Source organism: Fontisubflavum oceani, assembly GCF_030407165.1.
GTDB classification, from domain to species: domain Bacteria; phylum Pseudomonadota; class Alphaproteobacteria; order Rhodobacterales; family Rhodobacteraceae; genus Rhodophyticola; species Rhodophyticola oceani.
Map to the genome: position 1 here is coordinate 1,248,522 of NZ_CP129111.1, position 21,872 is coordinate 1,270,393.

The 21,872-nt window shown below is 57.6% G+C and carries 22 protein-coding genes and 3 pseudogenes; 8 read left to right on the plus strand and 17 right to left on the minus strand.

All coding sequences use genetic code 11. The annotated features are described in order from the left end of the window. The first annotated feature begins 6 nt into the window (after nucleotides 1-6). Entirely contained in the window at nucleotides 7-510 is a 504-nt protein-coding gene (locus QTA57_RS06370; protein WP_290154159.1) for a flagellar basal body-associated protein FliL, read from the plus strand. Here QTA57_RS06370 and QTA57_RS06375 read toward each other — a convergent pair. The 11 genes and pseudogenes from QTA57_RS06375 to QTA57_RS06420 form a co-directional block, all read right to left on the minus strand. Next, the gene (locus QTA57_RS06375) at nucleotides 498-839 is read right to left on the minus strand and encodes a hypothetical protein (RefSeq protein ID WP_290154160.1); all 342 of its coding nucleotides are present in this window, start codon (nucleotides 837-839) and stop codon (nucleotides 498-500) included. The two genes, QTA57_RS06370 and QTA57_RS06375, sit on opposite strands and share 13 nt — an antisense overlap. Next, nucleotides 836-1,546 (minus strand): EscU/YscU/HrcU family type III secretion system export apparatus switch protein, encoded by a 711-nt coding sequence (locus QTA57_RS06380; RefSeq protein ID WP_330696799.1) that lies wholly within the window; start codon nucleotides 1,544-1,546, stop codon nucleotides 836-838. The genes QTA57_RS06375 and QTA57_RS06380 overlap by 4 nt, the downstream gene beginning before the upstream one ends. Further along, a complete protein-coding gene (locus QTA57_RS18355; RefSeq protein WP_330696763.1) occupies nucleotides 1,485-1,928 on the minus strand; it encodes an EscU/YscU/HrcU family type III secretion system export apparatus switch protein in 444 nt (147 codons plus the stop codon). Before QTA57_RS18355 ends, QTA57_RS06380 begins: the two co-directional genes overlap by 62 nt. Next, the gene (locus QTA57_RS06385) at nucleotides 1,928-2,704 is read right to left on the minus strand and encodes a flagellar biosynthetic protein FliR (RefSeq protein ID WP_290154161.1); all 777 of its coding nucleotides are present in this window, start codon (nucleotides 2,702-2,704) and stop codon (nucleotides 1,928-1,930) included. The genes QTA57_RS18355 and QTA57_RS06385 overlap by 1 nt, the downstream gene beginning before the upstream one ends. Beyond that, nucleotides 2,701-4,785, minus strand: a complete 2,085-nt coding sequence (gene flhA, locus QTA57_RS06390; protein ID WP_290154162.1) for a flagellar biosynthesis protein FlhA — start codon at nucleotides 4,783-4,785, stop codon at nucleotides 2,701-2,703. Before flhA ends, QTA57_RS06385 begins: the two co-directional genes overlap by 4 nt. Further along, complete coding sequence (locus tag QTA57_RS06395) at nucleotides 4,785-5,339, minus strand: transglycosylase SLT domain-containing protein (RefSeq protein ID WP_290154163.1); 555 nt, start codon at nucleotides 5,337-5,339, stop codon at nucleotides 4,785-4,787. Before QTA57_RS06395 ends, flhA begins: the two co-directional genes overlap by 1 nt. 389 nt (nucleotides 5,340-5,728) lie before the next feature. After that, a complete protein-coding gene (locus QTA57_RS06400) occupies nucleotides 5,729-7,264 on the minus strand; it encodes a hypothetical protein (RefSeq protein WP_290154164.1) in 1,536 nt (511 codons plus the stop codon). Nucleotides 7,265-7,740: 476 nt separating this feature from the next. Further along, nucleotides 7,741-8,612: pseudogene (gene motA / locus QTA57_RS06405) on the minus strand (flagellar motor stator protein MotA). Nucleotides 8,613-8,660: 48 nt separating this feature from the next. Next, a complete protein-coding gene (locus QTA57_RS06410; RefSeq protein WP_290154166.1) occupies nucleotides 8,661-9,281 on the minus strand; it encodes a MotE family protein in 621 nt (206 codons plus the stop codon). Further along, entirely contained in the window at nucleotides 9,278-9,796 is a 519-nt protein-coding gene (locus QTA57_RS06415) for a DUF6468 domain-containing protein (protein ID WP_290154167.1), read from the minus strand. The genes QTA57_RS06410 and QTA57_RS06415 overlap by 4 nt, the downstream gene beginning before the upstream one ends. After that, the gene (locus tag QTA57_RS06420) at nucleotides 9,796-10,293 is read right to left on the minus strand and encodes a flagellar basal body-associated FliL family protein (protein WP_290154168.1); all 498 of its coding nucleotides are present in this window, start codon (nucleotides 10,291-10,293) and stop codon (nucleotides 9,796-9,798) included. The genes QTA57_RS06415 and QTA57_RS06420 overlap by 1 nt, the downstream gene beginning before the upstream one ends. Nucleotides 10,294-10,418: 125 nt before the next feature. On the opposite strand from QTA57_RS06420, the gene fliF reads away from it, so the two are divergent. From fliF to QTA57_RS06445, 6 genes are read left to right on the plus strand one after another with little or no spacing between them, the layout of a single operon-like run. After that, the gene (gene fliF, locus QTA57_RS18360) at nucleotides 10,419-11,486 is read left to right on the plus strand and encodes a flagellar basal-body MS-ring/collar protein FliF (protein ID WP_330696764.1); all 1,068 of its coding nucleotides are present in this window, start codon (nucleotides 10,419-10,421) and stop codon (nucleotides 11,484-11,486) included. Further along, nucleotides 11,467-12,072 (plus strand): flagellar M-ring protein FliF C-terminal domain-containing protein, encoded by a 606-nt coding sequence (locus tag QTA57_RS18365; RefSeq protein ID WP_330696765.1) that lies wholly within the window; start codon nucleotides 11,467-11,469, stop codon nucleotides 12,070-12,072. The genes fliF and QTA57_RS18365 overlap by 20 nt, the downstream gene beginning before the upstream one ends. Further along, nucleotides 12,072-12,674, plus strand: coding sequence for a hypothetical protein (locus tag QTA57_RS06430; protein ID WP_290154169.1), 603 nt, complete (start codon nucleotides 12,072-12,074; stop codon nucleotides 12,672-12,674). The genes QTA57_RS18365 and QTA57_RS06430 overlap by 1 nt, the downstream gene beginning before the upstream one ends. A gap of 15 nt (nucleotides 12,675-12,689) precedes the next feature. Further along, the gene (locus tag QTA57_RS06435) at nucleotides 12,690-12,968 is read left to right on the plus strand and encodes a FliM/FliN family flagellar motor C-terminal domain-containing protein (protein ID WP_290154170.1); all 279 of its coding nucleotides are present in this window, start codon (nucleotides 12,690-12,692) and stop codon (nucleotides 12,966-12,968) included. Then, the gene (gene fliP, locus QTA57_RS06440) at nucleotides 12,958-13,686 is read left to right on the plus strand and encodes a flagellar type III secretion system pore protein FliP (RefSeq protein ID WP_290154171.1); all 729 of its coding nucleotides are present in this window, start codon (nucleotides 12,958-12,960) and stop codon (nucleotides 13,684-13,686) included. Before QTA57_RS06435 ends, fliP begins: the two co-directional genes overlap by 11 nt. A gap of 14 nt (nucleotides 13,687-13,700) precedes the next feature. Then, entirely contained in the window at nucleotides 13,701-14,234 is a 534-nt protein-coding gene (locus tag QTA57_RS06445; protein ID WP_290154172.1) for a hypothetical protein, read from the plus strand. Between the two features lie 110 nt (nucleotides 14,235-14,344). Here the strand turns inward: QTA57_RS06445 and QTA57_RS06450 are convergent. The 6 genes and pseudogenes from QTA57_RS06450 to QTA57_RS18565 all read right to left on the minus strand — a co-directional run. Further along, nucleotides 14,345-15,380 (minus strand): annotated as a pseudogene (locus QTA57_RS06450) (flagellar basal body P-ring protein FlgI). Nucleotides 15,381-15,441: 61 nt separating this feature from the next. Further along, nucleotides 15,442-16,452, minus strand: coding sequence for a flagellin N-terminal helical domain-containing protein (locus QTA57_RS06455; RefSeq protein WP_290154173.1), 1,011 nt, complete (start codon nucleotides 16,450-16,452; stop codon nucleotides 15,442-15,444). 3 nt (nucleotides 16,453-16,455) lie between these two features. Further along, nucleotides 16,456-17,913 carry a flagellar hook-associated protein FlgK gene (gene flgK / locus QTA57_RS06460; RefSeq protein WP_290154175.1) on the minus strand — a complete coding sequence of 486 codons (1,458 nt, stop codon included), beginning with the start codon at nucleotides 17,911-17,913 and terminating at the stop codon, nucleotides 16,456-16,458. Between the two features lie 24 nt (nucleotides 17,914-17,937). Then, the gene (locus QTA57_RS06465) at nucleotides 17,938-19,248 is read right to left on the minus strand and encodes a flagellar hook protein FlgE (protein WP_290154176.1); all 1,311 of its coding nucleotides are present in this window, start codon (nucleotides 19,246-19,248) and stop codon (nucleotides 17,938-17,940) included. A 103-nt stretch (nucleotides 19,249-19,351) separates the two neighbouring features. Further along, complete coding sequence (locus QTA57_RS06470; protein ID WP_330696814.1) at nucleotides 19,352-19,930, minus strand: OmpA/MotB family protein; 579 nt, start codon at nucleotides 19,928-19,930, stop codon at nucleotides 19,352-19,354. Between the two features lie 116 nt (nucleotides 19,931-20,046). Further along, a pseudogene (locus QTA57_RS18565) lies at nucleotides 20,047-20,136 on the minus strand (flagellar motor protein MotB); the annotation flags it as partial. A 236-nt stretch (nucleotides 20,137-20,372) separates the two neighbouring features. Here QTA57_RS18565 and QTA57_RS06475 point away from each other — a divergent pair. Continuing rightward, nucleotides 20,373-21,797 carry a mannose-1-phosphate guanylyltransferase/mannose-6-phosphate isomerase gene (locus QTA57_RS06475; RefSeq protein ID WP_290154177.1) on the plus strand — a complete coding sequence of 475 codons (1,425 nt, stop codon included), beginning with the start codon at nucleotides 20,373-20,375 and terminating at the stop codon, nucleotides 21,795-21,797. The last annotated feature ends 75 nt before the right edge of the window (nucleotides 21,798-21,872 follow it).

A 21,872-nucleotide genomic window follows, 5' to 3' on the forward strand; every position in this document is an offset into this window, starting at 1 on the left:
ACATTGATGATCCGCATTTTGCTTCCCATTATCTTAATGCTGCTCGGTCTGGGCGGCGGGATCGCTGCCGGTGTGGTGATGGCCGACAGAGGCAATCCCGCCGCAGAAGCGCAAAACCTTGCCCTGGAAGCGACCCCGTCGGATGATCGATCAGGATCGCGGGACGGTCGCTCTGCATCAACCTCTGGCCTCGAATACGTCCGGCTCAACAATCAGTTCATGATCCCAGTCGTGCGCCATGGCGCGGTCCGTTCGATGGTTGTCCTGTCGCTAACAATTGAAGTGCTGCAGGGGCAAAGCGATGTCGTCTTTCAGAGGGAGCCGCGGTTGCGAGATGCGCTTCTGAGGGTCATGTTCGCGCATGCGAATTCAGGCGGGTTTGATGGCAGCTTCACCTCGTCAAACGCGATGATGCCTCTGCGCGAAGGTCTTCGAGAGGCAGCTGCCGAGGTGCTTGGCGATTTGGTCGTGGATGTGCTGATCATTGATATCGGGCGTCAAGACGCTTGATCGTGCAGCTGGTCCAATGCCTGTCGGCGCCCCTCGGCCTTTTGTGCAAGCGTCAGCTTCTCAAGTCGTACGGCTTGCTTGGCCGCAAGCTGCTGTAATAGACGCATACGGCGGCGATGATGCAGAGCTTGTAGGCCTGCGATCACGGCCCCGTCTTGCACCGTAGTAGGTCGAGATAGCATTTGTGCTTGTGCGTCGGCCATCGCGGCCAGTTCGGCTTCGATGATCTGGCACGCTTCCGTTGCCTCAGCCAACTCCTGGCACGCGCGATCCGCCAACAGGCTCGCTATGCGCGAGAGTTTGACAAGCCTCTGATCTATCTTGCTCATCTGGCGATCGCCGTTTTGGCTTTCTGTCGAATGGCGTCAGCAAAGCGGATGGCGGCGGCGACGGCCTTGAAATGATCGGGCTCAATAGCTGCGCCGATCTCGATGGTGGCGTGGAGCACGCGCGCGATCGGTGGGTCGTGAAAAATCGGTATGCCATGCTCGGAGGCTCGTTCGCGAATACGCGCGGCGATTTCGTCGACGCCTTTGGCGATACAAATTGGGACGGTGCCCCGCCCACGTTCCCATTTGAGCGCTACGGCATAGTGGGTCGGGTTCACGATCACCACGTCGGCCGTTGGCACATCTTGCAACATCTGGTTCATTGCCAGATCGACACCGCGTTGGCGGCGTTGTTGTTTCATATGAGGGTCGCCCTCGCTTTGCTTGGTTTCATCCATCACCTCTTGCCAGCTCATCCGGTTTTTGCGCTGATGCTCGGCCCATTGCCACAGATAGTCGACGCCTCCGACACATAATGAGATAAGAAAAACAAAGGCCAAGAACTCGATGATGAGTTGTCCGAGCGCTACCAAGACTTGGCCATCCGAGGCATAGATGGAGGTCAAAATCTTGTCAGATCGGGCCCAGAGAAAAACCGCCAAGAGGACAGAGTAGATAAACAGTTTCGCGCTCGATTTCGCGAATTCAAAGAGCCCATTGGCGCCAAATTTGTTTTTTGCGTTGGATATGAGTGAGATACGCGACAGCTTCCAGTTCGAGCTTGGATGGCGAGAAGAGTATGGCGCGTTGTGCGAAAAGTGAGGCGATCAGCAGACCGGTCGGTACTGCGATCATCGTCAATAAGACCGTCATGGTTATGAAGATCATTCCGCCAGACAGATTCGCGCCGCCCGGTGACAGTATCTGCACGGCAAGGGTGTCTGCTTGGCCGAAGGTAACTTTTGTCAGGTTGCCCAGATCGCTGCCAATTGTCTGCCCAAAGAGGGCCGCACCCAAAAGCATACCGCCATAGACGACCGCTGTGTTGAGATCTGCGGAGCGCACGATCTCTCCCTTTCGGCGCGCCTCTTCCAGTTTCTTCGGTGTCGGGTCATATGGCTTGTCGCCGGGGGGCTGATCGTCGTTCATTATGGCACAACGAAGGGATCTGAAAGCGTTGCTTCAAAGGCGGCGAACCACAGAGGGAGAATGAACGGCGCGGTGATCAGCAAGAGGAAAAGGCCGCCAAAGGTGATCGCGGGGGCGCCCACAAAAGCCACCATCAGCTGTGGCATGGCTTTGTTGATGACGCCAAGAGCCACATTGTAGAGCAGAGAGGCGATCAGAAACGGCGCAGCGAGCGAAAATGCCAGCGAAAATGTCGCGGCGACCCGTGCAACGCCCCAAGCTGCGGCGTCACCGGTCAAGGGGAAAACACCTGCTGGCAAGATGCTATAAGATTGCAAGAACGTTTCAACCAAGTGGACATGTAGCCCTGACATCACCGCCAGCGTGAGTCCGGCCAACATGAGGAGATTGCTCATTGCCGGCTGCGCTTCTGGCAAGGCTCCGCCCATGATTTGCGAAAGCGAGGTGGCTTGGGCCGCGATGACACCCGCGATCTGCAGACCATGAACCACCAGCCGCAGCGCAATTCCGATTAAGAGGCCGGAGGTGGCTTCGGTGAGGTAAAATCGGGTAGGGGGCATCTCGCCAGGAGTCAAACCCAGCATATCGGCACTAAGGGCTGGCGCGATGATCATGGTAAAGGCCAATGCTGCGCCGAGTCGGACGCGGACTGGGATAAATGCTTCGCCGAAGGCAGGAAGTGCCAGGAATGCCGCGCCCACCCTGAGGAAGACAGCAGCCGCCAAAGCCAGCCACGTTTGCAATGCGGGAAACAGATCTGCCAGGGCCGCGATCATGGCGCGGCCAGCCCAACCAAAGCCGGCTTTCCATCAAGGCCGATCTCTTCGAACGACAGCACAGGGTTGGTGATGCCACGCGCCGTTAGAACAGTTCGAACAAATCGCCGTCTTAGGGCAGACGTAACCACGGCGGCATAGGTTCCATTCTCACTTGCACTGGTGACCTTGTCGCCAATGCTTTTGGCGAGGTTGTTAAAAGTCTCCGGTGGCAACGCGATCTCTGGCAGCCCTGCTTCGCCCGGCATCTGGTGTTGTTGGAACACATCCTCCCACTGACCTGCCAGTTGGATTAGTGGGAGGCTGCCATCGGGACGACGCAACTCGGCAATCAGCTGGAAGCCGAGGCGTTGGCGGACATGTTCACAGATTAGATCAGGTTGTGGCGTTGCGGGGCGGATCTCGGCGATCGCTTCCAAGATGAGCGGCAGATTGCGGATTGAGACTTGTTCGGCCAGCAGCAGCCGCAGAACTGCATGCAGAAGATCCAACGGAACTTTGTCCGGGATCAACTCTTCCAGCAGACGCCGGTTTTCTTCTGCACGCGCAGAATCGCTTAAGGTTACGAAAGCATCGAGCTGTCGCTGGAGGGCTTTGAAACTTAAGAGGCGTGAGAGGTTGCGCTTGAGAACTTCCAGCAGGTGCGTGGCCAAGACCTCAGAGGGTGCCACTGTGGTGAGGCCCAAGAGCGCGACTTGCTCCCGATCAGCGGTTGAGACCCAACGGGCCGGTGCGCCGTAGACCGGTTCGTCAACATCCTGGCCGGGAGGCAGGGTTGCGTCGCCTTCGCCTTTCAGAACGAGGATGCCGTTTGTGTCCAGCCAGTCAGTCGCGTGTTCGACGCCTTGTATGCGAATCGCATAGGTGCCTGGCGATAGGTCGACTCGATCCGTCAGCCGCATCTCAGGCAAGATCACGCCGAAGTTGCGCGCCACGTGATCTCGCATATTGCGAATACGCGCATCTAGCCCGGTCGCAGGATCAAGTGCGAGGCTAACCAGATCGGGTGCAAATTCGACATGGATTTCATCAAGGTCGAGCACATCTCCGATCTTCTCTTCTGCCGGAGCCTCTGTTGCTTTGTCGCCTTGAGATGGTTCGGCCTGAGAGGCGCGCCGCATTGCCGAGAATTTCAACGCCGCTGCGGTCCCGAGGGCCGCGGCGCCGATCAGAAACGGCAGGAAAGGTAGCCCCGGGACCAGGGCGAACACCGCCATCAAGACCGCCACGGTGGCGAGCGCCGATGGGTGTTTGCCCAGTTGGCCAACCAAAGCGCTATCGGTCGCGCCCGTTGCACCGCCGCGGGCCAAAAGCAATGCCGATGCGATGGCAATAATCACAGCTGGAATTTGAGAAACCAGCCCGTCGCCGACCGTCAGGATTGAATAGGTCTCAAATGCCTGACCAAGCGGCATGTCGTGGATCACGGTGCCAATGATCAGGCCCATAACCAGATTGAGAAGGGTGATCAGTAGGCCTGCAATCGCGTCACCTTTGACGAATTTGGAGGCACCATCGAGAGATCCAAAGAAAGTTGTTTCAGCCTGCTCACGTTCGCGGCGCTCTTTGGCCTCTGTGTGATCGATGGCGCCGGCAGACATATCTGCATCAATGGCCAGCTGCTTACCCGGCATGCCATCCAAGGCGAAACGCGCGCCCACCTCAGCCATCCTGGCGGCACCTTTATTGATGACGATGAAATTCACGATCAACAAAACGCCAAAGATCACCAGGCCCATGACGACGCTTCCGCCCATCACGAACATCGCAAAGCCTTCGATCACGCCGCCTGCTGCGGATGTGCCGGTATGGCCTTCGCCAATGATCAACTTCGTCGATGACACATTGAGCGACAGGCGCAGCATCAAAGAGGCCAAGAGGATCGTCGGAAACGAGGAAAAATCGAGCGGACGCTCGACGAAAAGGGTGACTGTGAAGATCAAGATCGCCAGCCCGAAAGACGCGGCGAGTCCGATGTCCAAAATCCAGGATGGGACGGGCAAGATCATCATCACGATGACCGCCATAAGGGCCAGCGCGAGCAGGATTGTCGGCTGAAAAATGGTCCGCAGCGTTGCCATTACATAGCCTCCAGAAGCAGCCCGGCGCGCTGCGTAATCTGGGGCATGAGTGACCCAAGACCGGTCGACGGCAGGTTGTTTGAGCGCAGAAGTGGGAAGCTGTTTTCCCGGACAGATTCGTTCAGTCTTCGAGAGGGCGGCACGTCGCTCCGCGCGTCTTGACCTGAGGCTAAGGCGGCGTAGTGGCGGCGATAGGTTGTTAGATAGCGCCTGGCATGACGGTCCGTGCGCGAATGATATGCCCCTGCAGCGGCTTCCCAACTGCCAAACTCACCGTGGAGTTCAGCCAAGAACCGCGCCGCATATCTTGCATTGGTCAGCGGGTCGAGCATCATCTCGATTGAGGCGAACTCTGTGCCGTGCCAGTGATAATTGATCTGGAAACAACCGACATCAAAGTTGCGCGCGCCGTCTGCGTGACGCGCTAGGATAAAGGTTTGGGCCTCGTCACGGCTTTCAAACCAAATGCCTTGGCCTTCGATGTTGACGGTCCAAGGCCATGGAGAAACCTGTCCGTTTCGTGTGCGCCCTGTCTCGGTTCGTGAGATCGCCATCAACACGGTGATCGGGACTGCTGTTTCAACCGCCGATTGTCGAGCGGCTGAATCGCATTGGTCAGAGCCGACGACTGTGGCGGTTGAAGCATTCGACGTGGGAGATACGAAAATCAAAACCTGAACGGCCATCACCGCAACAATAGGCAAATGACATGTGCGGTTTCCCCGCGAAGGAATGAGACTCATTCTGAGGGCTCGCAATTCTTGCAAGGCTGTCGATGGAGACCAGGTTAGGTCGAACAGTTTACCAATCCGTTAGTCAGCCGGGGAAAGCGTGGGGGTGGTCAAGGTGGCCCCCACTAACGCACGGATGGCGGCGCTGTCGGCAACGGTTTCTTGGATCGCGCGTAGATCGTCAGGGTCGGCGCTCGTCGAAGGCGAGTCTTCTATAGCCACGATCTGCTCTGCAAACACGGCGTGTGGGCCGGTCGATGTCTGCGCCAGAGATTGCCAATCGCCGCGCTGCCAAAGGGATAAAACTTCGCCCTGTTCTGGATCAGAGTTGTCGGGCGCGTCGACCACCCATGCTTCGATCGGTTGACCTCTAGGCGCAATCCGGAAGGCCAGCTCCTGCAATCCGTCTCGGAGAAATCGTCCGGCAATCTCGCGGCGCAGTTGCATTGTATTGGCGGGCGGTGCCACCGATCAGCGCGTGCCGCCGCCAAAATCATCAGTGACGCATCGTCGTTGCGCCGGAGAAAGCTCGCAAATAGGTCCGTTAAGACACTTTGCTCAAGGGTGGAGTCGTTTGTTTGATCAAGGAGGTCCAACGCCCGGCCCAACCGAGCGGCCCTGGCGTTTGCCAAGATCATCTCGTGCCACAACCCGCCTTGCTCCGGCAGGTGAGAGGCTTCGCGCAAAAGAGCGTCTGCGGCGATAAGCTGTTCGACCGGAACGACGCGGTCTTCATCTCGGTGCACACGGAGATAGTGGAGCATGGCGTCGGGTATCGAGCTGCTTTCGCGGTGCATCGCGTCTTCAAGACTGGCGATTGCGTGATCGGGAGCGGCGGGTTGACCCAGATCCATATCCAACAAGAGCTGCCGACTGTCTGTTAGTCGACCACCACGCGCAACGACGTTGCGAACGTCTTGTGCCGTGTCAATTTCGCCGTCATCTTGCAAGTGGCGTGCCAGTTCGGGGCCAAGAATGTCCCGGAGCTCGGGTGGCAAACGCGTGAAAGCCTGAAAGACGGGTCCAAGCGTTTCTGTGCTTAGCGGTGTGGTGTTCGGATCATCCAGATAGCGCCACAACAACTCCATTCCGTTGCAGGCTGCCATCGTTTCGATTGGCGAAAAGGCTGACCCAGGCTCCTCATTCAGGTACCGGGCAATTGCCAACTCCGTTTCCGGTGCTGATGGCAGTTGGTGCAACCAAAACATCGCTTCGGCACCAAAGCCATAGTAGATGTAAAAACGCGCCAAATCGATGACAGCGTCTGGGATGAGTTGATCGCGATCATCATAGATCTGTGCGCGGAGCCAGCCGATCTCTTGCTCAAATCCCAGGCCGTTAGACCAAGTCGAAATCGCCAACTCGGTTTCTGGATCACAAGATAGCGGAGGTTGGGCAGATATAGCTGCGCCCAATCCTTGACGGATTGTGTCAAATGCCGTTTCAGCCCTGAGCGCGATACCAGGCGTTGCCGGGCCGGGGTCGGTGGTGCTGATCGCCGGAGGCATGAACGCCTCTTCGAGATTTGATGCGTTTACCCGGCCCGAGACAGCCTGCTCAACTGTCGTCGATTGAAGCGGGTCTCCGGCTGACAAGGGTTGTCCCGGCGCTGCTTCGAGTAGGCCGGTGGCGAGGGCGCGGGCCATTTGCTCAGCGAGGTGATCTGCGGCGTTATTAAGCGCTGCACCATCTATCTCCGGCTGGGCTGTTGCGGCAGGTGGCGGCAACTCTTCGGTACTCAAGCTCAACTGTGGCCCGTCAAAGGGGTTCGGAAGACCGACCGGCTCGGCGGTCCTCCGCGGAATTGGGCGCTGGACATCTATAGTCGGCCGCAATGTCGGTCGTACCGTTAGGAGGTTTGACCTTGTGTTCATGGTGTCGCTGTCCGCGATATCGATAACGAGAAATCGGTCTCGGAAGCGAAACAGACGAACCTCGCAATCACAGGCGAGGGTTAGCTCAAGCCCATCCGATTGACCGATATCGACCAGACGGTTCCGAGGGATGCGCGTAAAGACGTCGCTTAGGTCATAGTTTTGAATCGGAGGGGCAAAGGTCAACTTGTGACGTCGATCTTGTTGCTCGTGTACCCAGCTTCGCTCTGCACCTATTGGAACGACCAAGCGAGTAAAATCATCATGTTCACCGGAGCGGATCACGACCACTTGACCTATCGCATGATTTGGCAGCAGCCAAAGCAGCGCAATGATCAGCGCGAAACGAGTCATGCCGCCGCCGGGTTTTTCAGAGATTTTAGCGATTTTTCAAGATCGTTGAACGCCGGCCGGATGTGGGTTGGCGTGTTCTGGCGCCCCACCTCGATGCAGATATTGGTGGCATGGTTGAACAGATTGGCGACCAAGACTTCCCGTATCAGAGCATAGAAATGATGATCTTCTTCAACAACCGTCTTCAACCGCGTCGCAAACGGCCCCACAAATCCATAGGATAAGAATACCCCCAGAAAGGTCCCGACCAGGGCGCCACCGATCATTCCGCCGAGGATTTGCGGCGGCTGATCAATCGAGCTCATTGTTTTGATCACGCCCAATACCGCAGCGACGATGCCCAGTGCAGGAAGCGCGTCAGCTACGGTTTGCATCGCATGGGCAGGATGCATCGCGTGTTGCAGTCTGTTCTCAAGCCGCTTTTCCAAAACTTCTTCGACCTGGTGCGGGTCGTCATAGTTCATGGACGCCGATCGCAGCGTATCGCAGATCAAATCGGTGGCTTCTTGATCGGCTAGAATGCGTGGATAGCGACCAAAAATCTCCGACGCATCGGGAGCTTCGATATGTTCCTCTAGAGCGACTGTGTTCTGACGGCCCAGGCGGATCAATTCAAAAAGGAGGCACAAAAGCTCCCGATAATCATCAGATCGCCAATGCGGCCCCCTGAAGACCTTAGAGATATCTTTCAGGGCGTGTTTCGCGCCGGAGCCATTGTTCGCGATGATGAGGCGCCAACGGCCGCTCCACCAATCATCGTCAACTCATAAGGGAGCGACTGCAATATGACGGAGATTTTGCCACCCGCCGCCATATAGCCACCGAACACAGTCACAAACACGATGAGAATACCGATCAAACCAATCATGCAGTGCGCCTCATGTGATAGGGTCTTCTCCGTTTTCGGGGAGAAGGTTTAATTTTCCGTGGGCACCGGCTCCGAAAAACGGGGCGCAGTGGCGTTTCGCGTCGCAAGGAGAACGGAGATCGAATAAGCGGTCTCTGGCGGTAACTCAGCCAGTATTGCGGCACCAGCCTCAGGGCGCATTCGCGACAGAAAGCCCGCAGCGAAGCTGACGTCCATTTGCTCGAAGAGCGGGGCAGCGCTTTCGGGATCCATGGTCTCATACAACTGCGTAAGCTGCTGCAGATCTGTTTCTGCTGCGCTGTCCGACATAGCAAGAAGTGCCTGCAATCGTGCTTCGGTCTCTTCCAGGGCCGCCAGCCGATCCTCGATGAGGGCGCGTGCCGCGATCACGGCCTGCTCGCGCCCGTCAAGCTCTGCCTCGCGCGCGTCGAGAAATTCAGCTCGTTCCCGGATCATGGTTAACGCCTCCTCGACGGGGGCCGTCATCGGGCAGTTCATCTCGGCATCTACGATGGCAATCGGCGAGGCACCTGAATCCAGTGTCGACGCCCATGCCACTTCCAGCGTTCCAAGACGCAGAACACCTGACAGCCCGAATGCGCCGCAGAGTACGAGCAGTAGGCTTCGCCGTCGCCAACGCTTCTCGCGTCTCGTTTTTCGAACACTCATTGCTGAGCTTCCGCTATTTCTGCGTCGACATGGCAAAGAGTCGGGTGTTCTTGTGTGTCTTGCTCCGTCAGCTGCGGGGCCGGCGTGCTAAAGAGCGGTGTTGGAATTGCCGCCGACTGAGAAGAGTCTTGGGTCTCGTCATCTGCCAGATCTAGATCATCTATCTCGGTTGTGATTGTGTCATCGCCGCGCAACGCGGGTCCTGGTGCCAGGACCGGATCGGCGAAATCATGACAGGCGGCGATCATCGTCTCCAGATTATCGGCGATGCCGCGAGCTTGATGCGTCAAACTCTCCAGGCGAGCCGCGGCAACATCGGAGTCGGACTTAGTGGCCTCAAGGACTCTGTTCATGTCGTCGACTTGCGCCGACAGAACAGCGATCGCACCGCCGAGACCCTTATCAATACTGTTTAGATTGCTCACGCGTCGGGAGAGCACAAAACAATAAACCGCCGCGCCGAGCGCAGCCGCCACCATCAACATATCCGCCAAAAAAGTCAGAGCCATATCCATCAGTTCACCACAAATTGCGTTATCAGAAGATCACGGACGCGGCCCTCGCCGGTGACGATTTGCACGCGGCGCAGCATCTGGGCCCGTAATCGAAGCAAGCTGGTCGGCTCGCTCAGTTCGTCAATCTCCACGACGCGGAGATAACTGTTCAGCACGTCAAGAACCCGAGGGGACAGGGTCATAACCTCATCGGCATAGGCCGGATCCACCTCAAGCTGTGCCGTGACGATCAGATGCTGACCGGATGATTCTGAACCTAAAGAAACGATGAGCGTCTCCAATGGAACGAACGCGACCGGCACATATTCCGCGGGCCGCATAGCCGGCTGATCGTCTTCCTCAGCTTGGGTGAACATTGCGGCCAGCGGTCCATTGGTCACGGCCCAATACCCGCCGCCCCCGGCGGCGGCGGCCAAAATCAGCCCAATCAGGAACGGAATCATCAGGCCGCGTTTCTTTCGGGCCAAGGTTGAATCTGGGTCAGCTAACACGGCCATTCTGTCCGTCTCCTACAGATTTGATCTCCGTTTGTTCTAGCTCGCCTGCACTAACCGAATGTTAATCGCCGCAAGCCTATTACCCAGATCGAACGGGCCAGAATGGCGCAATGATGAGGTGACAGGTGCAACAGCTCAGTCTCTATTGGATGGCGCTGGAAACCCGCCGGAAGGCGCTTCTTCTCGGTGGTGTGGCGGCTCTGATTGTCACCCTTATCATCCTGTCGCGTTTGGCCACCGCGCCCAGCTACGTCTTGTTGTATTCGGGTCTAGAGCCGACGGCTGCGGGTGAGGTGATCGCCGCTTTGGAGGCGCGCGGTGTGCCCCATTCGGTGCGGGGTGACGCGATTTTCGTTGATCAGGCGCACCGCGATGAATTGCGCATGAGCTTGGCAGGTGAAGGTCTCCCGGCAAATGGAGCCGCCGGTTACGAACTGCTCGATTCGCTTTCTGGCTTCGGGACGACCTCGCAAATGTTTGATGCCGCCTATTGGCGGGCGAAGGAAGGTGAACTGGCCCGGACCATACTTGCCAGCCCTCGAATTCGCGCCGCCCGCGTGCATCTGGCCAATCCTGGCAATGATCCGTTTCAAGACCGTGTGGACGTGACCGCTTCTGTGGCCATACGCCCAGCCGCCGTTGGGATCGGCTCCGGTCATGCGGAAGCCTTGCGCTATCTTGTTGCGTCTTCTGTTCCCGGCTTGTTACCCGAGAACGTTACCGTGATTGATGCCGATAGCGGACAGCTCCTTGGTGGCGATCGCCTGGACATGCCCGGTGCCGATTCTGCGGGACGCGCTGAGGATTTGCGTCGAAATATTGGGCGCTTGCTGACGGCGCGGGTTGGTCAAGGCAATGCTGTCGTTGAGGTCAGTGTCGATCTGAACACCGCGCATGAGACTTTGGTTGAACGGCGGATTGATCCCGAAAGTCGCATCATCATCGCTACGGATACCGAGGAGCGATCAAATACGGCGCAAGATCGCGCGTCTGGAGCTGTGACAGTCGCCTCTAATCTGCCGGATGGAGATGCTGCTGAAGGTGAAGGAGACACGTCATCAAGTCAGAACAGCGAGAGTCGCGAGCGAGTCACTTTTGACGTCTCAGAGACGCAGCGCGAGGTTGAAACCGGCCCGGGCGGCATACGCCGGATCAGCGTTGCCGTGTTGGTCAATGGTGCCTCGGATCAATGAGGACGGCCGTGAAGTCATTGAGCCGCGCGATGAACAAGAAATTGCGGCGCTTGAGCAATTGGTCCGATCGGCCATTGGGTTCGACGCAGAGCGCGGTGACCAGGTGACAATTCAATCTATGGTGTTTGAGGAGGAAGCAGCCTCCGGGGTCGGAGAGGTCAGCGGCTCCAGCCTTTGGAGCGGATTGGATCTCTCGCGCCTTTTATATCTGGGTCTCTTGGCTGCGGTCGCTTTGGCGATTGCCTTTGGTGTGGTGCGCCCGATCTTACGCGGACAGTCCGTTGCTGCGCTGGCCCGGTCGGAAACTAACAACGCTCTGCCCGATGTCGCGCCCGCTTATGCTCTCGCAGCATCGGCCGACGACGCAGCCCCATCTGCGCGATCCGAGCAAGCGCCTCCACAGTCGGCGACGTTGCGGTCGCAAGATGGCGAGCTTCTCCCCGACAGAATCGACCCGGCGCTGCCCGCTCCGACCGAGCCCCTGGTCGATCCGGTAGATCGCCTGAGGAAACTCATTGATGAGCGCCAAGACGAGACCGTCGAGATTTTGCGCGGTTGGATGGAAGAAGATGAGGAGCCAGCCTAATGGAACGCGCGCTACAGCTCGAGGAATTCGGAACGCCCTCCTCGAAGGGTTTGGCCGAGGTGAAGGCGGAGCAGCCGGATGCAGATTTGGAGACGTTGAAGCTTGACGCGTTCAAAGCAGGATATCGTAACGGGTGGGATGATTGCATCGCCGCCGAAAAACAGAACAGATCCCGGATCGGTGAAGACTTGAGCCAGACGCTCAAGAATCTGACCCTCACGTATGACGACGCAAGAGCTCAAGTCCTGACCGCGTTTCAACCCCTTTTCGACGGGATAGTTGAGCAAATGTTGCCAGCTATTGTCGCCGAAGCATTGGTGCCAACAGTCCGTGCGGAACTGGACGAAATTCTTGGTGATTTGCCTGATGGATCTTGCGAGTTGATTGCCGCCCCTTCGATCTGCCCCACATTGGAGACGTTTGTCGCCAATAGCATCTCAGTTGATCTGACCGTCCTGCCCGACGCCTCCTATTCCGAGGGCCATGTGACGCTTCGATTCGGCACCGAACTGCGAGAGATCAACTTGGATGCTGCCAGCGCTCGTATTGCTGAGGCGATCCGCGACTTCTCCGACACAGCCACCGATCAGACTGATATCTAAGATAAGGATAGCCCAATGACCGAAACGAGTGCCGAAATTCGCAATGGGGCGCTCCGCAATGTCCCTGTTGATCTCCGCGTCTGCGTTGGTCGAGCGCGTCCGACGATCTCGGAGCTTTTGAACATGGAACGTGACGCGATCTTACCATTGGATAGTCGCATCGAGGATGAGGTGGAGGTCATCGTCGGTGATCGATTGGTGGCAACCGGCGAGTTGGTCGAACTCGAAGGCGATCAGGCGGGGCAACTCGCGGTTCGTGTCACCAAGGTCGTGGACCCAGGCAATGCCGATTAAACACCTCGTTGCTGGCCTTGTCGTTGCGGGGTCTATCGCCGCCTTCGCGGGCGCCGCCAGCGCTCAAGAAATCTCCCTCGATTTCGGAGACGGTGACTCTTTGACTGCCCGTGCTGTTCAGATTATCGCGCTGATTACAGTGCTCAGCTTGGCCCCTGGGCTTGCGATCATGATAACATGCTTCCCTTTTGTCGTCACTGTCCTGTCGATCTTGCGGCAAGCAATCGGCCTCCAGCAATCACCGCCCAATATGCTGATCGTCAGCCTCGCGCTCTTCCTGACCTACTTTGTGATGGCGCCGGTTTTTCAAGAAGCCTACACAGAAGGTATTGCCCCACTGATCGATGGGATGATTGCCCCAGAGCAGGCCGTCCCGTTGGCCTATGCGCCGTTTCGCGTGTTTATGGAGGCCCGTGTCGACCCAGATACCTTGCAAGGGATGATGGCGCTCCGAGAATTGCCGGTCGATACGACCCCCGACCCATCCATCCTGATCCCATCCTTCATGCTCAGCGAGGTCGAGCGCGCCTTTCAGATCGGGTTTCTGATCTTTCTTCCATTTCTCATCATAGATTTGGTCGTGGCCGCCATCTTGATGTCGATGGGGATGATGATGGTGCCGCCAGCGATTGTCTCGTTGCCCTTCAAATTGGCGTTCTTCGTCGTCGCTGATGGTTGGGTCCTCATCACGGGCGCGCTCGTGCGAAGCTATTTCTAACCAAGGAGGCTTTGATGCCGAAACGCCCTGATCCAAGTCTTGCGACGCGGTCGAGCATGGTAAAGGCCGAGAAGGCCCGCGCGCTGCTGTCACTGCTCGGACGTGATCGGTTTGAAGCACTGAGGCAAAGCGGCTTCGGTGCGCCTGAAATGGGTACCGAAGACATCGAGAGCGCTGAGACAGCGGATGACACTTTGGCTTGGCAAAGGAATCGGTTGATTCAGAGGCTTCGTGAACGTGGGTTGCTGGGTGGCGAACCAAGCCTGGCCGAGCCGTTGTCCACTACTGCCACGAAGATTGATCCATTAGCTACTCTGGAAACAAAAAATATCACAAAGGCGGTTAATGAGATTCGGTCACCTATGGGGGCTGAAAGCCTGGTCGCGCGGCTCGCGGCCAATCTAGACCGTTCTACCATTGCGAGCGAACATCCGGCTGTCATTGCGCATTTGCTCAAGTCTCAAAATACGGCTTTGCGTGCACAGATTCTAAGAGACTTACCGGGACCACGTGCGCGGGCTGTGATGCGCTATATTAGGCTGCTTTAGCTGCCCGCCTCAACGTCCCCAGATGGGTGCCACTAAATGCGATGCTCAAGCAAACAGCAAGCCTGCGCAGATTAGCACGGCTTAATGTTTCTACGCTTGTTGGTCTTGCGTTATCTCACGATGAATTCTGCGTGAAGCGCACCTGCAGCTTGAATGCTGTTGAGGATGTCGATCATATCGCGGGGCGAAACACCAAGGGCGTTAAGGCCAGCGACTACCTCAGACAGGGATGTGCCTCCGCTGACCTCCGCGAGGCCTGTGCCAGGTTCCTCAACAAGGTCGATATTTGTGCGCGGAACAACAACAGTTTCCCCTTCCGCAAAGGGGTTTGGCTGCACCGCGATCGGACGTTCCTCTATTCGGAGGGTGAGATTACCTTGCGCCACAGCAACGCGCGAAATGCGCACATCTTCGCCCATCACGATCGTGCCGGAGCGTTGGTCGACGACAACCCGAGCTCTGGTCTCGGGTTCGACGAAAAGGTTTTCTACGCGGCTTATCATATGGGCTGGTGATTGTGCCCGCGTCGCCGCGACATTGAGTGACACCGTGCCCGCATCCAACATCACGGCCACATTGCGCCCGAAATCGGCATTGATCGCTCGTTCGATCCGCGCGGCGGTTGTAAAGTCGGGGGTCCGGAGCGCCATCCGAATGTCTTGCAGTGCCCCGAATTCGAAGTCGATTTCTCGTTCGACCCGGGCGCCTGCGGGCACCTGACCCGAGGTTGGGACACTGGACGACGCGACCGGCCTCGCCCTCGATTGACGCCCCACCAGCAATCACGGTCCCTTGCGCGACGGCATAAATCTCACCATCTGCGGCAGTGAGGGGAGTCATAACCAGCGTCCCACCAAGCAGGCTATCGGCATCGCCGATCGCGGAGACAGTGATATCGATCTGGCTGCCGGCGCGGGAGAACGGCGGCAGGACGGCGGTGACAAAGACAGCCGCTACATTTTGCGGTCGGAATTGTTCTCCGGTTACATTGACACCCAAGCGTTCGAGAATGTTGGCCATGATCTCTTCGGTAAACGGTGCGTTGCGAATGCCGTCTCCGGTGCCGTTGAGGCCGACCACCAAGCCATACCCAACCAGATCATTGCCACGCACGCCGTCAAATTCGACTAGGTCACGAATCCGAATGGGGAGGCTGCGGCCTGAACCGCCAGGACCAGCACGAGGATCGGGGCGAGAACCGCGCGCATCATCTCAGAAACTCCGTTAGATTTAGGCGTGCCGTCCTTGCAGTCAGAACCAGAAGGCTCTCTAGTTGCATTTGGATTTCTTCCAGTTCGGTTGCGGTGGTGGGGCGATCGACACCGACCATCCGGTTGTGCTCGATGGAGAGTGTTGTTTCGGTCGCAGCGCTGCGCACCCGTGCGATTTCAATTCTCTCTTCCGCGGTCCCAATCCGCGCGCGGGTCTCAGAGATTCCAGATTGGCTTGTCATCATCCTAGTCCCCGCTTCTTCCAGAAGGGTGCGGCGATCCGCATCTCCTCCTGGCCCGATATTGTTGCCAATCAGACCGTTCAAAGCGAAGCCGATGAGCGCTTCGCGGATCTCAGTGGATGCTGCCGAGATGTCCAGATTGATGACATCTCCTGGCGCTACAGTGAAGCTTGAGGCAGGCCCGGTTCCACCTTGATAGGCTATGGTTTCAAAACCACCCCCGGGGGCAAGAAACCAATCCTCCACGATCATGATGACGTCTTGGGCGTTGGTTGCAGCGTTGACCAAGGGTTCCAAGGCCGCAAGCATTTCCTTGCCGGTGATTAGGGCGGATTGATTTGGGGCATCGCCACTAAACAGATTGCGGCCTGAAATGCGGCTGTTCAGTGCACTAACGGCGAGGTCGAATTTGGATGCGCCATCTGCGGCGACACTGTCGATCTTGGATTGCGCACCGGTGTTTGCTGCGGTCAGCAAAGTCGGCCCGGTTTCGGTGAGTTGCTTTTGGATCGTTTCAAGTGCGGATTGCATCGCACCGGTGTGAAGGGCCGCTTCACTCGCAGCGGACTGATAGACGCGGGCGAGTTGCAATCCGCTCTCCACTTTTGCGAGATTTGCGAGATTGCCGCCAAGTGCCGCGCCTAGATCGGCCTTCTTGCCGCTACTCAACTCATGAGTGAGGCGCAGCATCTCGTTTTTGATTTCTGTGGTTCGATGGCGGAGGTGAAACGTCTGGGCCATATCGCCGATGGATGTCAGAGTCATGATTTAAATCCTCATCAATTGGTCGAGCATCTCTTCGACGGTTTGAATTAGTTTGGCATTGGCGGCATAGGCCTGCTCAATCACCAAAAGTTCTTGCATCTCGCGATCGGTATCGACGCCAGTCTGGAGTTCTGCCTCGCGCAGTGATGTGTATTGGGTCGCTGCAAAGCCTTCATCAAGCTCGGCAGACTGCCGCGCCAAAGCGGCGAGAGAGACCATATCAGCAGCGAGTGTGCCCATGCTCCGACCGGCGCCGGAAAAGCCGCCGGATTGAGTAGGCGTAACCGCTCTCAATGCATCTAACATATCGTCCAAAAGTGCGGTGTTCCCCGCGATCCCTTCGGTCGCGGCGGCCACCCCATCGCGCAAGCGCCATTCTGCACCGCCTTGATCAGGATCAACCGAGGCGTTGACTGCCAATCGCCCTGCCAAACCGACCTCGTTTGCCGCATCCACTAGGCTACCGCCATCGGTGAAGAGCCCTGGATCGCCCGCAGTGATTGTCGGATCGAGCCCAGGTGTATCAAACCGCGCGGCCAGATCGCGGGCTACGGCGTCCAATTGCGATTGGACAGTGATCGCTTTGTCATCTCGCAGGGCGAATTGGGCAGCGAGTTTGCCGCCTTGAAGCGCAGGGAATGGGCCGTCAAAATCCAGCAACCGACCGTTCATGCGAAGGCCGGAAAGCCCTGCATTGGCTAGAGTCAAGTCAGGGGCCATAACGGCGGCTCGATCAAATTCAAAGACTGCAGGTCGACTATCGAGAAGGGCCAAGCCGTCGGCGCTATAAAGGGCAACCTGGCCGATGTTGTCTCGCAGCTCACGTAGAGGAATGAGGGGCGCGATCCCATCGATCAATGCCTGTTGCTGGTCCAGTAAAGCGGCATTGCCGCGTCCGCTACCCTGGTTGTTACGGATTTGGACGTTGATTTCATGGATTTGCGAAAGCGTCTCGTTCAAGAACATGATATCGCTGGCGATACCTTGGTCGGCTTGTGACCGAGCGGTTTGAACCGTGTCCGAAAGCGTGTTGAGTTTGCTAACTAGGCGCGCGGCGGTGTCGACCACCGCCGTAAGCCGCGTTTGGCTTTCGGGGCGGTTTGCCGCCGAAATCAGACTCCCCTCAAACGCCGTAAACAGAGTGGTGAGACTAGATGGAGAATCTGGTGTGCCGATCGCGGTCTCGATGCGCCGCGTGAAATCGGCCAGCACTGTATTTTGGCCGAGCGATGCGTCAGATTCCCGCCTAGCACCGATCAAAAGGGGGTTCACCTGCCGGTCCACCCCCACAATTCGGACGCCGCTGCCTTGATTTCCTGTCACCTGAGCCGCGGTCGCTAGCCTCCGAACGCCATATCCCTCTGTGGACGCATTGGCGACGTTGGACGAAACGATTTGGGCCGCACGACTGGTCGCGGTCAAACCCGACAGGGCATTTGACAGGGCGTTAGAGATGCTCATGATTTGGCCTCCGGATCAAGTTGATCAGCGCTTGATATTGGTCGTCTCTTGCAACATCTCATCCACGGTTTGGATGACTTTGGCGTTGGATGAATAGGCCCGCTGAGTTTGGATCAACTGCGTGAGTTCACCGGCAACATCAGTGGCGGACTCTTCTCGGGTAAATCCAACAACATCGCCCGTTGGGCCCTCACCTGCATTCCAAAGGAAGAAAGGTCCGCTGGCTGACGAGACCTGATAGGTTTGGTTGCTGAGTGAGACCAGCCCATTCGGATTGGGAACATCTACGACAGGAACCTGATAGATGACCCGTGTGAAACCGCTGTCGTAGATTGCATTCACATTGCCATTGAGGTCGACTTCGACCGTGGTCAAGTTGCCGACCGGCGAGCCATTTTTGACGACTGGAGCGCGTGCAAATGTATCGGATAGCTGTGTCAGACCGTCCGGATCACCAAGGCGGCCGATCGAGATTTCTAACGGCCCACCGGCAACGTTTACCGTGATGCTTCCGGTTGCCGGATCGTACGCACCGCCTGCGGCAGCCGCGACCAAGGCCACGGCATCCAGATTGCCGCCATTGCCGCGCGCACTGTCAAACGTCAGCGTATATTCGCCAATTGGCGTTGCGCCGGTGGCGGAGTCGCGGATTTCCATTGTCCATTCATGGGAGGAGCCGCTGGCGGGTACGGTCGGTGTGAAAGTGATATCGAGACTCTGCGATTTCCCAAGATTGTCGAAATACTCCGCTGACATCGTCAGGACGTCGCCGGTCGCCCCCGCTTCCGTCGAGGCGGCGGGCAGGTTTGCGCTCAGTTGCATGCGCGTTGTCGGGTCGCCAGAGAACTGATTATTGTTAACTCGAATGGGCTCCAAACCATCAAAGGAATCCCGAGGGAAGTTGCCGACCGTGCCGTCGGATGCTGCCGGCCATCCCATCAAGACCAAACCGGTATCGGTCCGCAAAACGCCGTCCGCGTCCGGGCGGAACGATCCTGTTGTTGCCAACATGACGGGCATATTACCATTCTGGTTGTCCAATGATGTGATGGAAGTAACCGGCAACATGCCGCGACCGCCGACGGCCAAATCGGTCGGGTTGTTAGTGGTAATCAGATTGCCGCGTTGTTCAATCAAGCGGCCCACGGTGACCCGGACACCCCCCGCCGAATAGCTGCCTTGACCCTGGTTCACCACCATCGAATTGAAATCCGCGACCGCGCGTCTGTAGCCGTACGTGCCGGCATTGGAGATATTATCAGAGATTGTGGCCAGGCGTGTGGCATTCACATTCAGGCCAGCGACGCCAGCGTTCAGCGATGAAGAAATTGTCATTTATAATGCGCCCTTCTGCTGCATTTATTGATCTTGAAGCAGTTTTGGCAGGGGCGGTTTAAAGACAGGCTAACAGATAAAATCTGAGCTAGTTTCTCGACCGTCAGATCCGATTGCGCAGCAAGATGATCTCGATCCGGTCGTTGCGTACCGCCATGGGATCGCGCGCCATCGGCTGCCGATCGGCGTGACCCGTGACCCGATCTATTCTTGTGGTCGATAGCCCAGCTGATTCCAGCAAGCCGCGCACCGTTTGCGCTTGCGTGATCGAACTGGTCCAACGACTTTCTCGGGCCACAATGATGGGTTCGGATCGGACATGCCCGTCAATTGCGACGTGATTGCTCACCGTATTGAAAAGGCTCACGATCACATCAGACAAATTGATCAACCAATCGGCCGGCGCGGCGGTTTGTTCATCAAAGAGCGGTGCGCCGGGGCGCGCGTAAATCTCGACGATCAGGCCGACATCCGTCAATCGCGTCTGGACATGGCGCGAGGTCAACTCGGAAACCAAACTGTCGCCGCCTTGCCCCATCAGCGCGTCCTCGATCTCGGCAAGGGCCGCATCGTCTTCGTCCCGGTGGCTGACGCCAAGCAGGCCCATGCTTTGGCGGCCCTCGGTTGGGCGCAAATCTGTCGCGCCGGTGCCGTTTTGCGCCTCGGTCCGTTCAGAGAACACACTGTCGCCGCCGAAAGCGCCGTCCCCCCGCCCGAAACGCGGGCGATTGGGACACTCGGGCTGAAGTAATCCGCAAGACCTCTGCGCTGCTGCTCCGTCGTTGCATTGAGGAGCCACATGAGCAGGAAGAACGCCATCATCGCGGTTACGAAATCCGCATAAGCCACTTTCCAAGCGCCGCCGTAGTGACCGTTTTTGACGATCACCCGCTTACGCTTGATGATGGGGCGGATGTTGTTTTGACCGGACATGGCGGCCTCGTTCTTTCGCATTGGCAGACCGATAGCGGAGAAATCTGAAAACCTGCTTAATGAGACCGCCTTTGGATGGGCCTCTTTCGCCGGAGAGGCCTACTTAGATATGGCGCATTGGTTGCATCCAACTGCGAGGCCGGATTGGATGTGCGAAACGTAAGCTGCGTCGCAGCGAAAGGCCCAACTGAATGGTAATCCACCCTGTTATCCTCTGCGGCGGCTCCGGGACACGGCTTTGGCCAGTGTCACGCCGATCTTATCCAAAGCAATTTGCGTCGCTCATCGCCGATGAAAGCTTGTTTCAGGCCGCAGCCCATCGCGTTTCGGGGCCGGGATATGCGGCGCCGATTATTGTTACAGCAGAGCCGTTCCGTTTCATTGCGGTTGAGCAGCTGGCGTCGATCCAAGTCGCGCCCGCCGGACTTTTACTGGAACCTGTTCCGCGAAATACAGCGCCCGCAATTCTGGCGGCGGCTTTGTGGCAGGCCGCGCGCGATCCATCGGCCCTGATGCTCGTCATGCCATCGGATCATGCCATTCCTGACCCCGAAGCGTTTCAAGCATCTGTCAACGCCGCACAAGAGGCGGCTTCTCAAGGACAAATCATCACCTTTGGCATCCCCGCGACCCGCCCCGAGACCGGCTATGGCTATCTTGAGTTGGACCGGGCAGCCGATCTCGCGTCAGGTCAGCCGCACCCGCTTCTGCGTTTTGTGGAGAAGCCCAACGTGGCGGAGGCGACGCAGATGATCACCGAAGGAAGTTATCTCTGGAATGCCGGGATTTTTCTGGCCCGGGCTGAGACACTGATTGCGGCTTATCAAGAGCGCGCGCCTGAGTTGGTTGGCGGCGTTAACGCCGCGCTTGCAACGGCGGAAACCGATCTCGGCTTTACTCGGCTCGGCGCCGATGAGTGGGCGCGGTTGCCGGATATCTCCGTCGACTATGCTGTGATGGAGAAGATGCCCAATTTGGGTGTGATGCCCTTAAACAGTGGTTGGTCTGATCTCGGTGGTTGGGACGCCGTTTGGGCCGAAGCCGGGCCAGACGAGAATGGCAATGTGTGCTCCCAAAATGCCACTGCGATTGACTGTAACGATACGCTGCTTCGCGCCGACAGCGAAGGTCTTGAGGTGGTTGGCATCGGCCTAGACGATATCATTGCGGTTGCGATGTCAGATGCTGTCTTGATTGGACGGAAATCGGCGGCGCAAGACGTGCGGCACGCGGTGAGCGCTCTGAAGGCGCGGGGCGCGGTGCAAGCCGAGCAGTTTCCCCGCGAACATCGTCCGTGGGGCTGGTTCGAAAACCTGGTAACCGGGCCACGTTTTCGCGTGAAACGCATTGTTGTGAATCCCGGCGGATCACTCAGCTTGCAATCACACCACCACCGCGCCGAGCACTGGGTTGTGGTGGAGGGCACCGCGAAGGTCAGTTTAGATGGCGAGACGCGATTGATCTCAGAGAACCAGTCGATCTACGTGCCCGTTGGTGCGAAACATCGGCTTGAGAATCCAGGGAAACTGCCAATGGTTCTCATCGAAGTGCAAACCGGCGGCTATCTCGGCGAAGACGACATCATTCGCTATGATGATCTCTATGCTCGGGACTGATTGGGGCCGCTTTTCCCTGAGATGCAAGGTCTTTCCCAAACCTGTCCGCCCTACGGATAGTGGCGCGTTAAGGTC

Bases quoted from the DNA above. Each gene is read 5' to 3' on its own strand.
- QTA57_RS06435 (WP_290154170.1), top strand. From the start codon at position 12,690: ATGACCGAAACGAGTGCCGAAATTCGCAATGGGGCGCTCCGCAATGTC.
- QTA57_RS06375 (WP_290154160.1), bottom strand. From the start codon at position 839: ATGAGCAAGATAGATCAGAGGCTTGTCAAACTCTCGCGCATAGCGAGC.
- QTA57_RS06370 (WP_290154159.1), top strand. From the start codon at position 7: ATGATCCGCATTTTGCTTCCCATTATCTTAATGCTGCTCGGTCTGGGC.
- QTA57_RS06455 (WP_290154173.1), bottom strand. From the start codon at position 16,452: ATGACTCTGACATCCATCGGCGATATGGCCCAGACGTTTCACCTCCGC.
- QTA57_RS06445 (WP_290154172.1), top strand. From the start codon at position 13,701: ATGCCGAAACGCCCTGATCCAAGTCTTGCGACGCGGTCGAGCATGGTA.
- QTA57_RS18355 (WP_330696763.1), bottom strand. From the start codon at position 1,928: ATGAACGACGATCAGCCCCCCGGCGACAAGCCATATGACCCGACACCG.
- QTA57_RS18365 (WP_330696765.1), top strand. From the start codon at position 11,467: ATGGTGCCTCGGATCAATGAGGACGGCCGTGAAGTCATTGAGCCGCGC.
- QTA57_RS06430 (WP_290154169.1), top strand. From the start codon at position 12,072: ATGGAACGCGCGCTACAGCTCGAGGAATTCGGAACGCCCTCCTCGAAG.
- QTA57_RS06395 (WP_290154163.1), bottom strand. From the start codon at position 5,339: ATGGCGATCTCACGAACCGAGACAGGGCGCACACGAAACGGACAGGTT.
- flgK (WP_290154175.1), bottom strand. From the start codon at position 17,913: ATGAGCATCTCTAACGCCCTGTCAAATGCCCTGTCGGGTTTGACCGCG.
- QTA57_RS06465 (WP_290154176.1), bottom strand. From the start codon at position 19,248: ATGACAATTTCTTCATCGCTGAACGCTGGCGTCGCTGGCCTGAATGTG.
- QTA57_RS06420 (WP_290154168.1), bottom strand. From the start codon at position 10,293: ATGGCCGTGTTAGCTGACCCAGATTCAACCTTGGCCCGAAAGAAACGC.
- QTA57_RS06410 (WP_290154166.1), bottom strand. From the start codon at position 9,281: ATGAGTGTTCGAAAAACGAGACGCGAGAAGCGTTGGCGACGGCGAAGC.
- QTA57_RS06475 (WP_290154177.1), top strand. From the start codon at position 20,373: ATGGTAATCCACCCTGTTATCCTCTGCGGCGGCTCCGGGACACGGCTT.
- QTA57_RS06415 (WP_290154167.1), bottom strand. From the start codon at position 9,796: ATGGATATGGCTCTGACTTTTTTGGCGGATATGTTGATGGTGGCGGCT.
- flhA (WP_290154162.1), bottom strand. From the start codon at position 4,785: ATGGCAACGCTGCGGACCATTTTTCAGCCGACAATCCTGCTCGCGCTG.
- fliP (WP_290154171.1), top strand. From the start codon at position 12,958: ATGCCGATTAAACACCTCGTTGCTGGCCTTGTCGTTGCGGGGTCTATC.
- QTA57_RS06385 (WP_290154161.1), bottom strand. From the start codon at position 2,704: ATGATCGCGGCCCTGGCAGATCTGTTTCCCGCATTGCAAACGTGGCTG.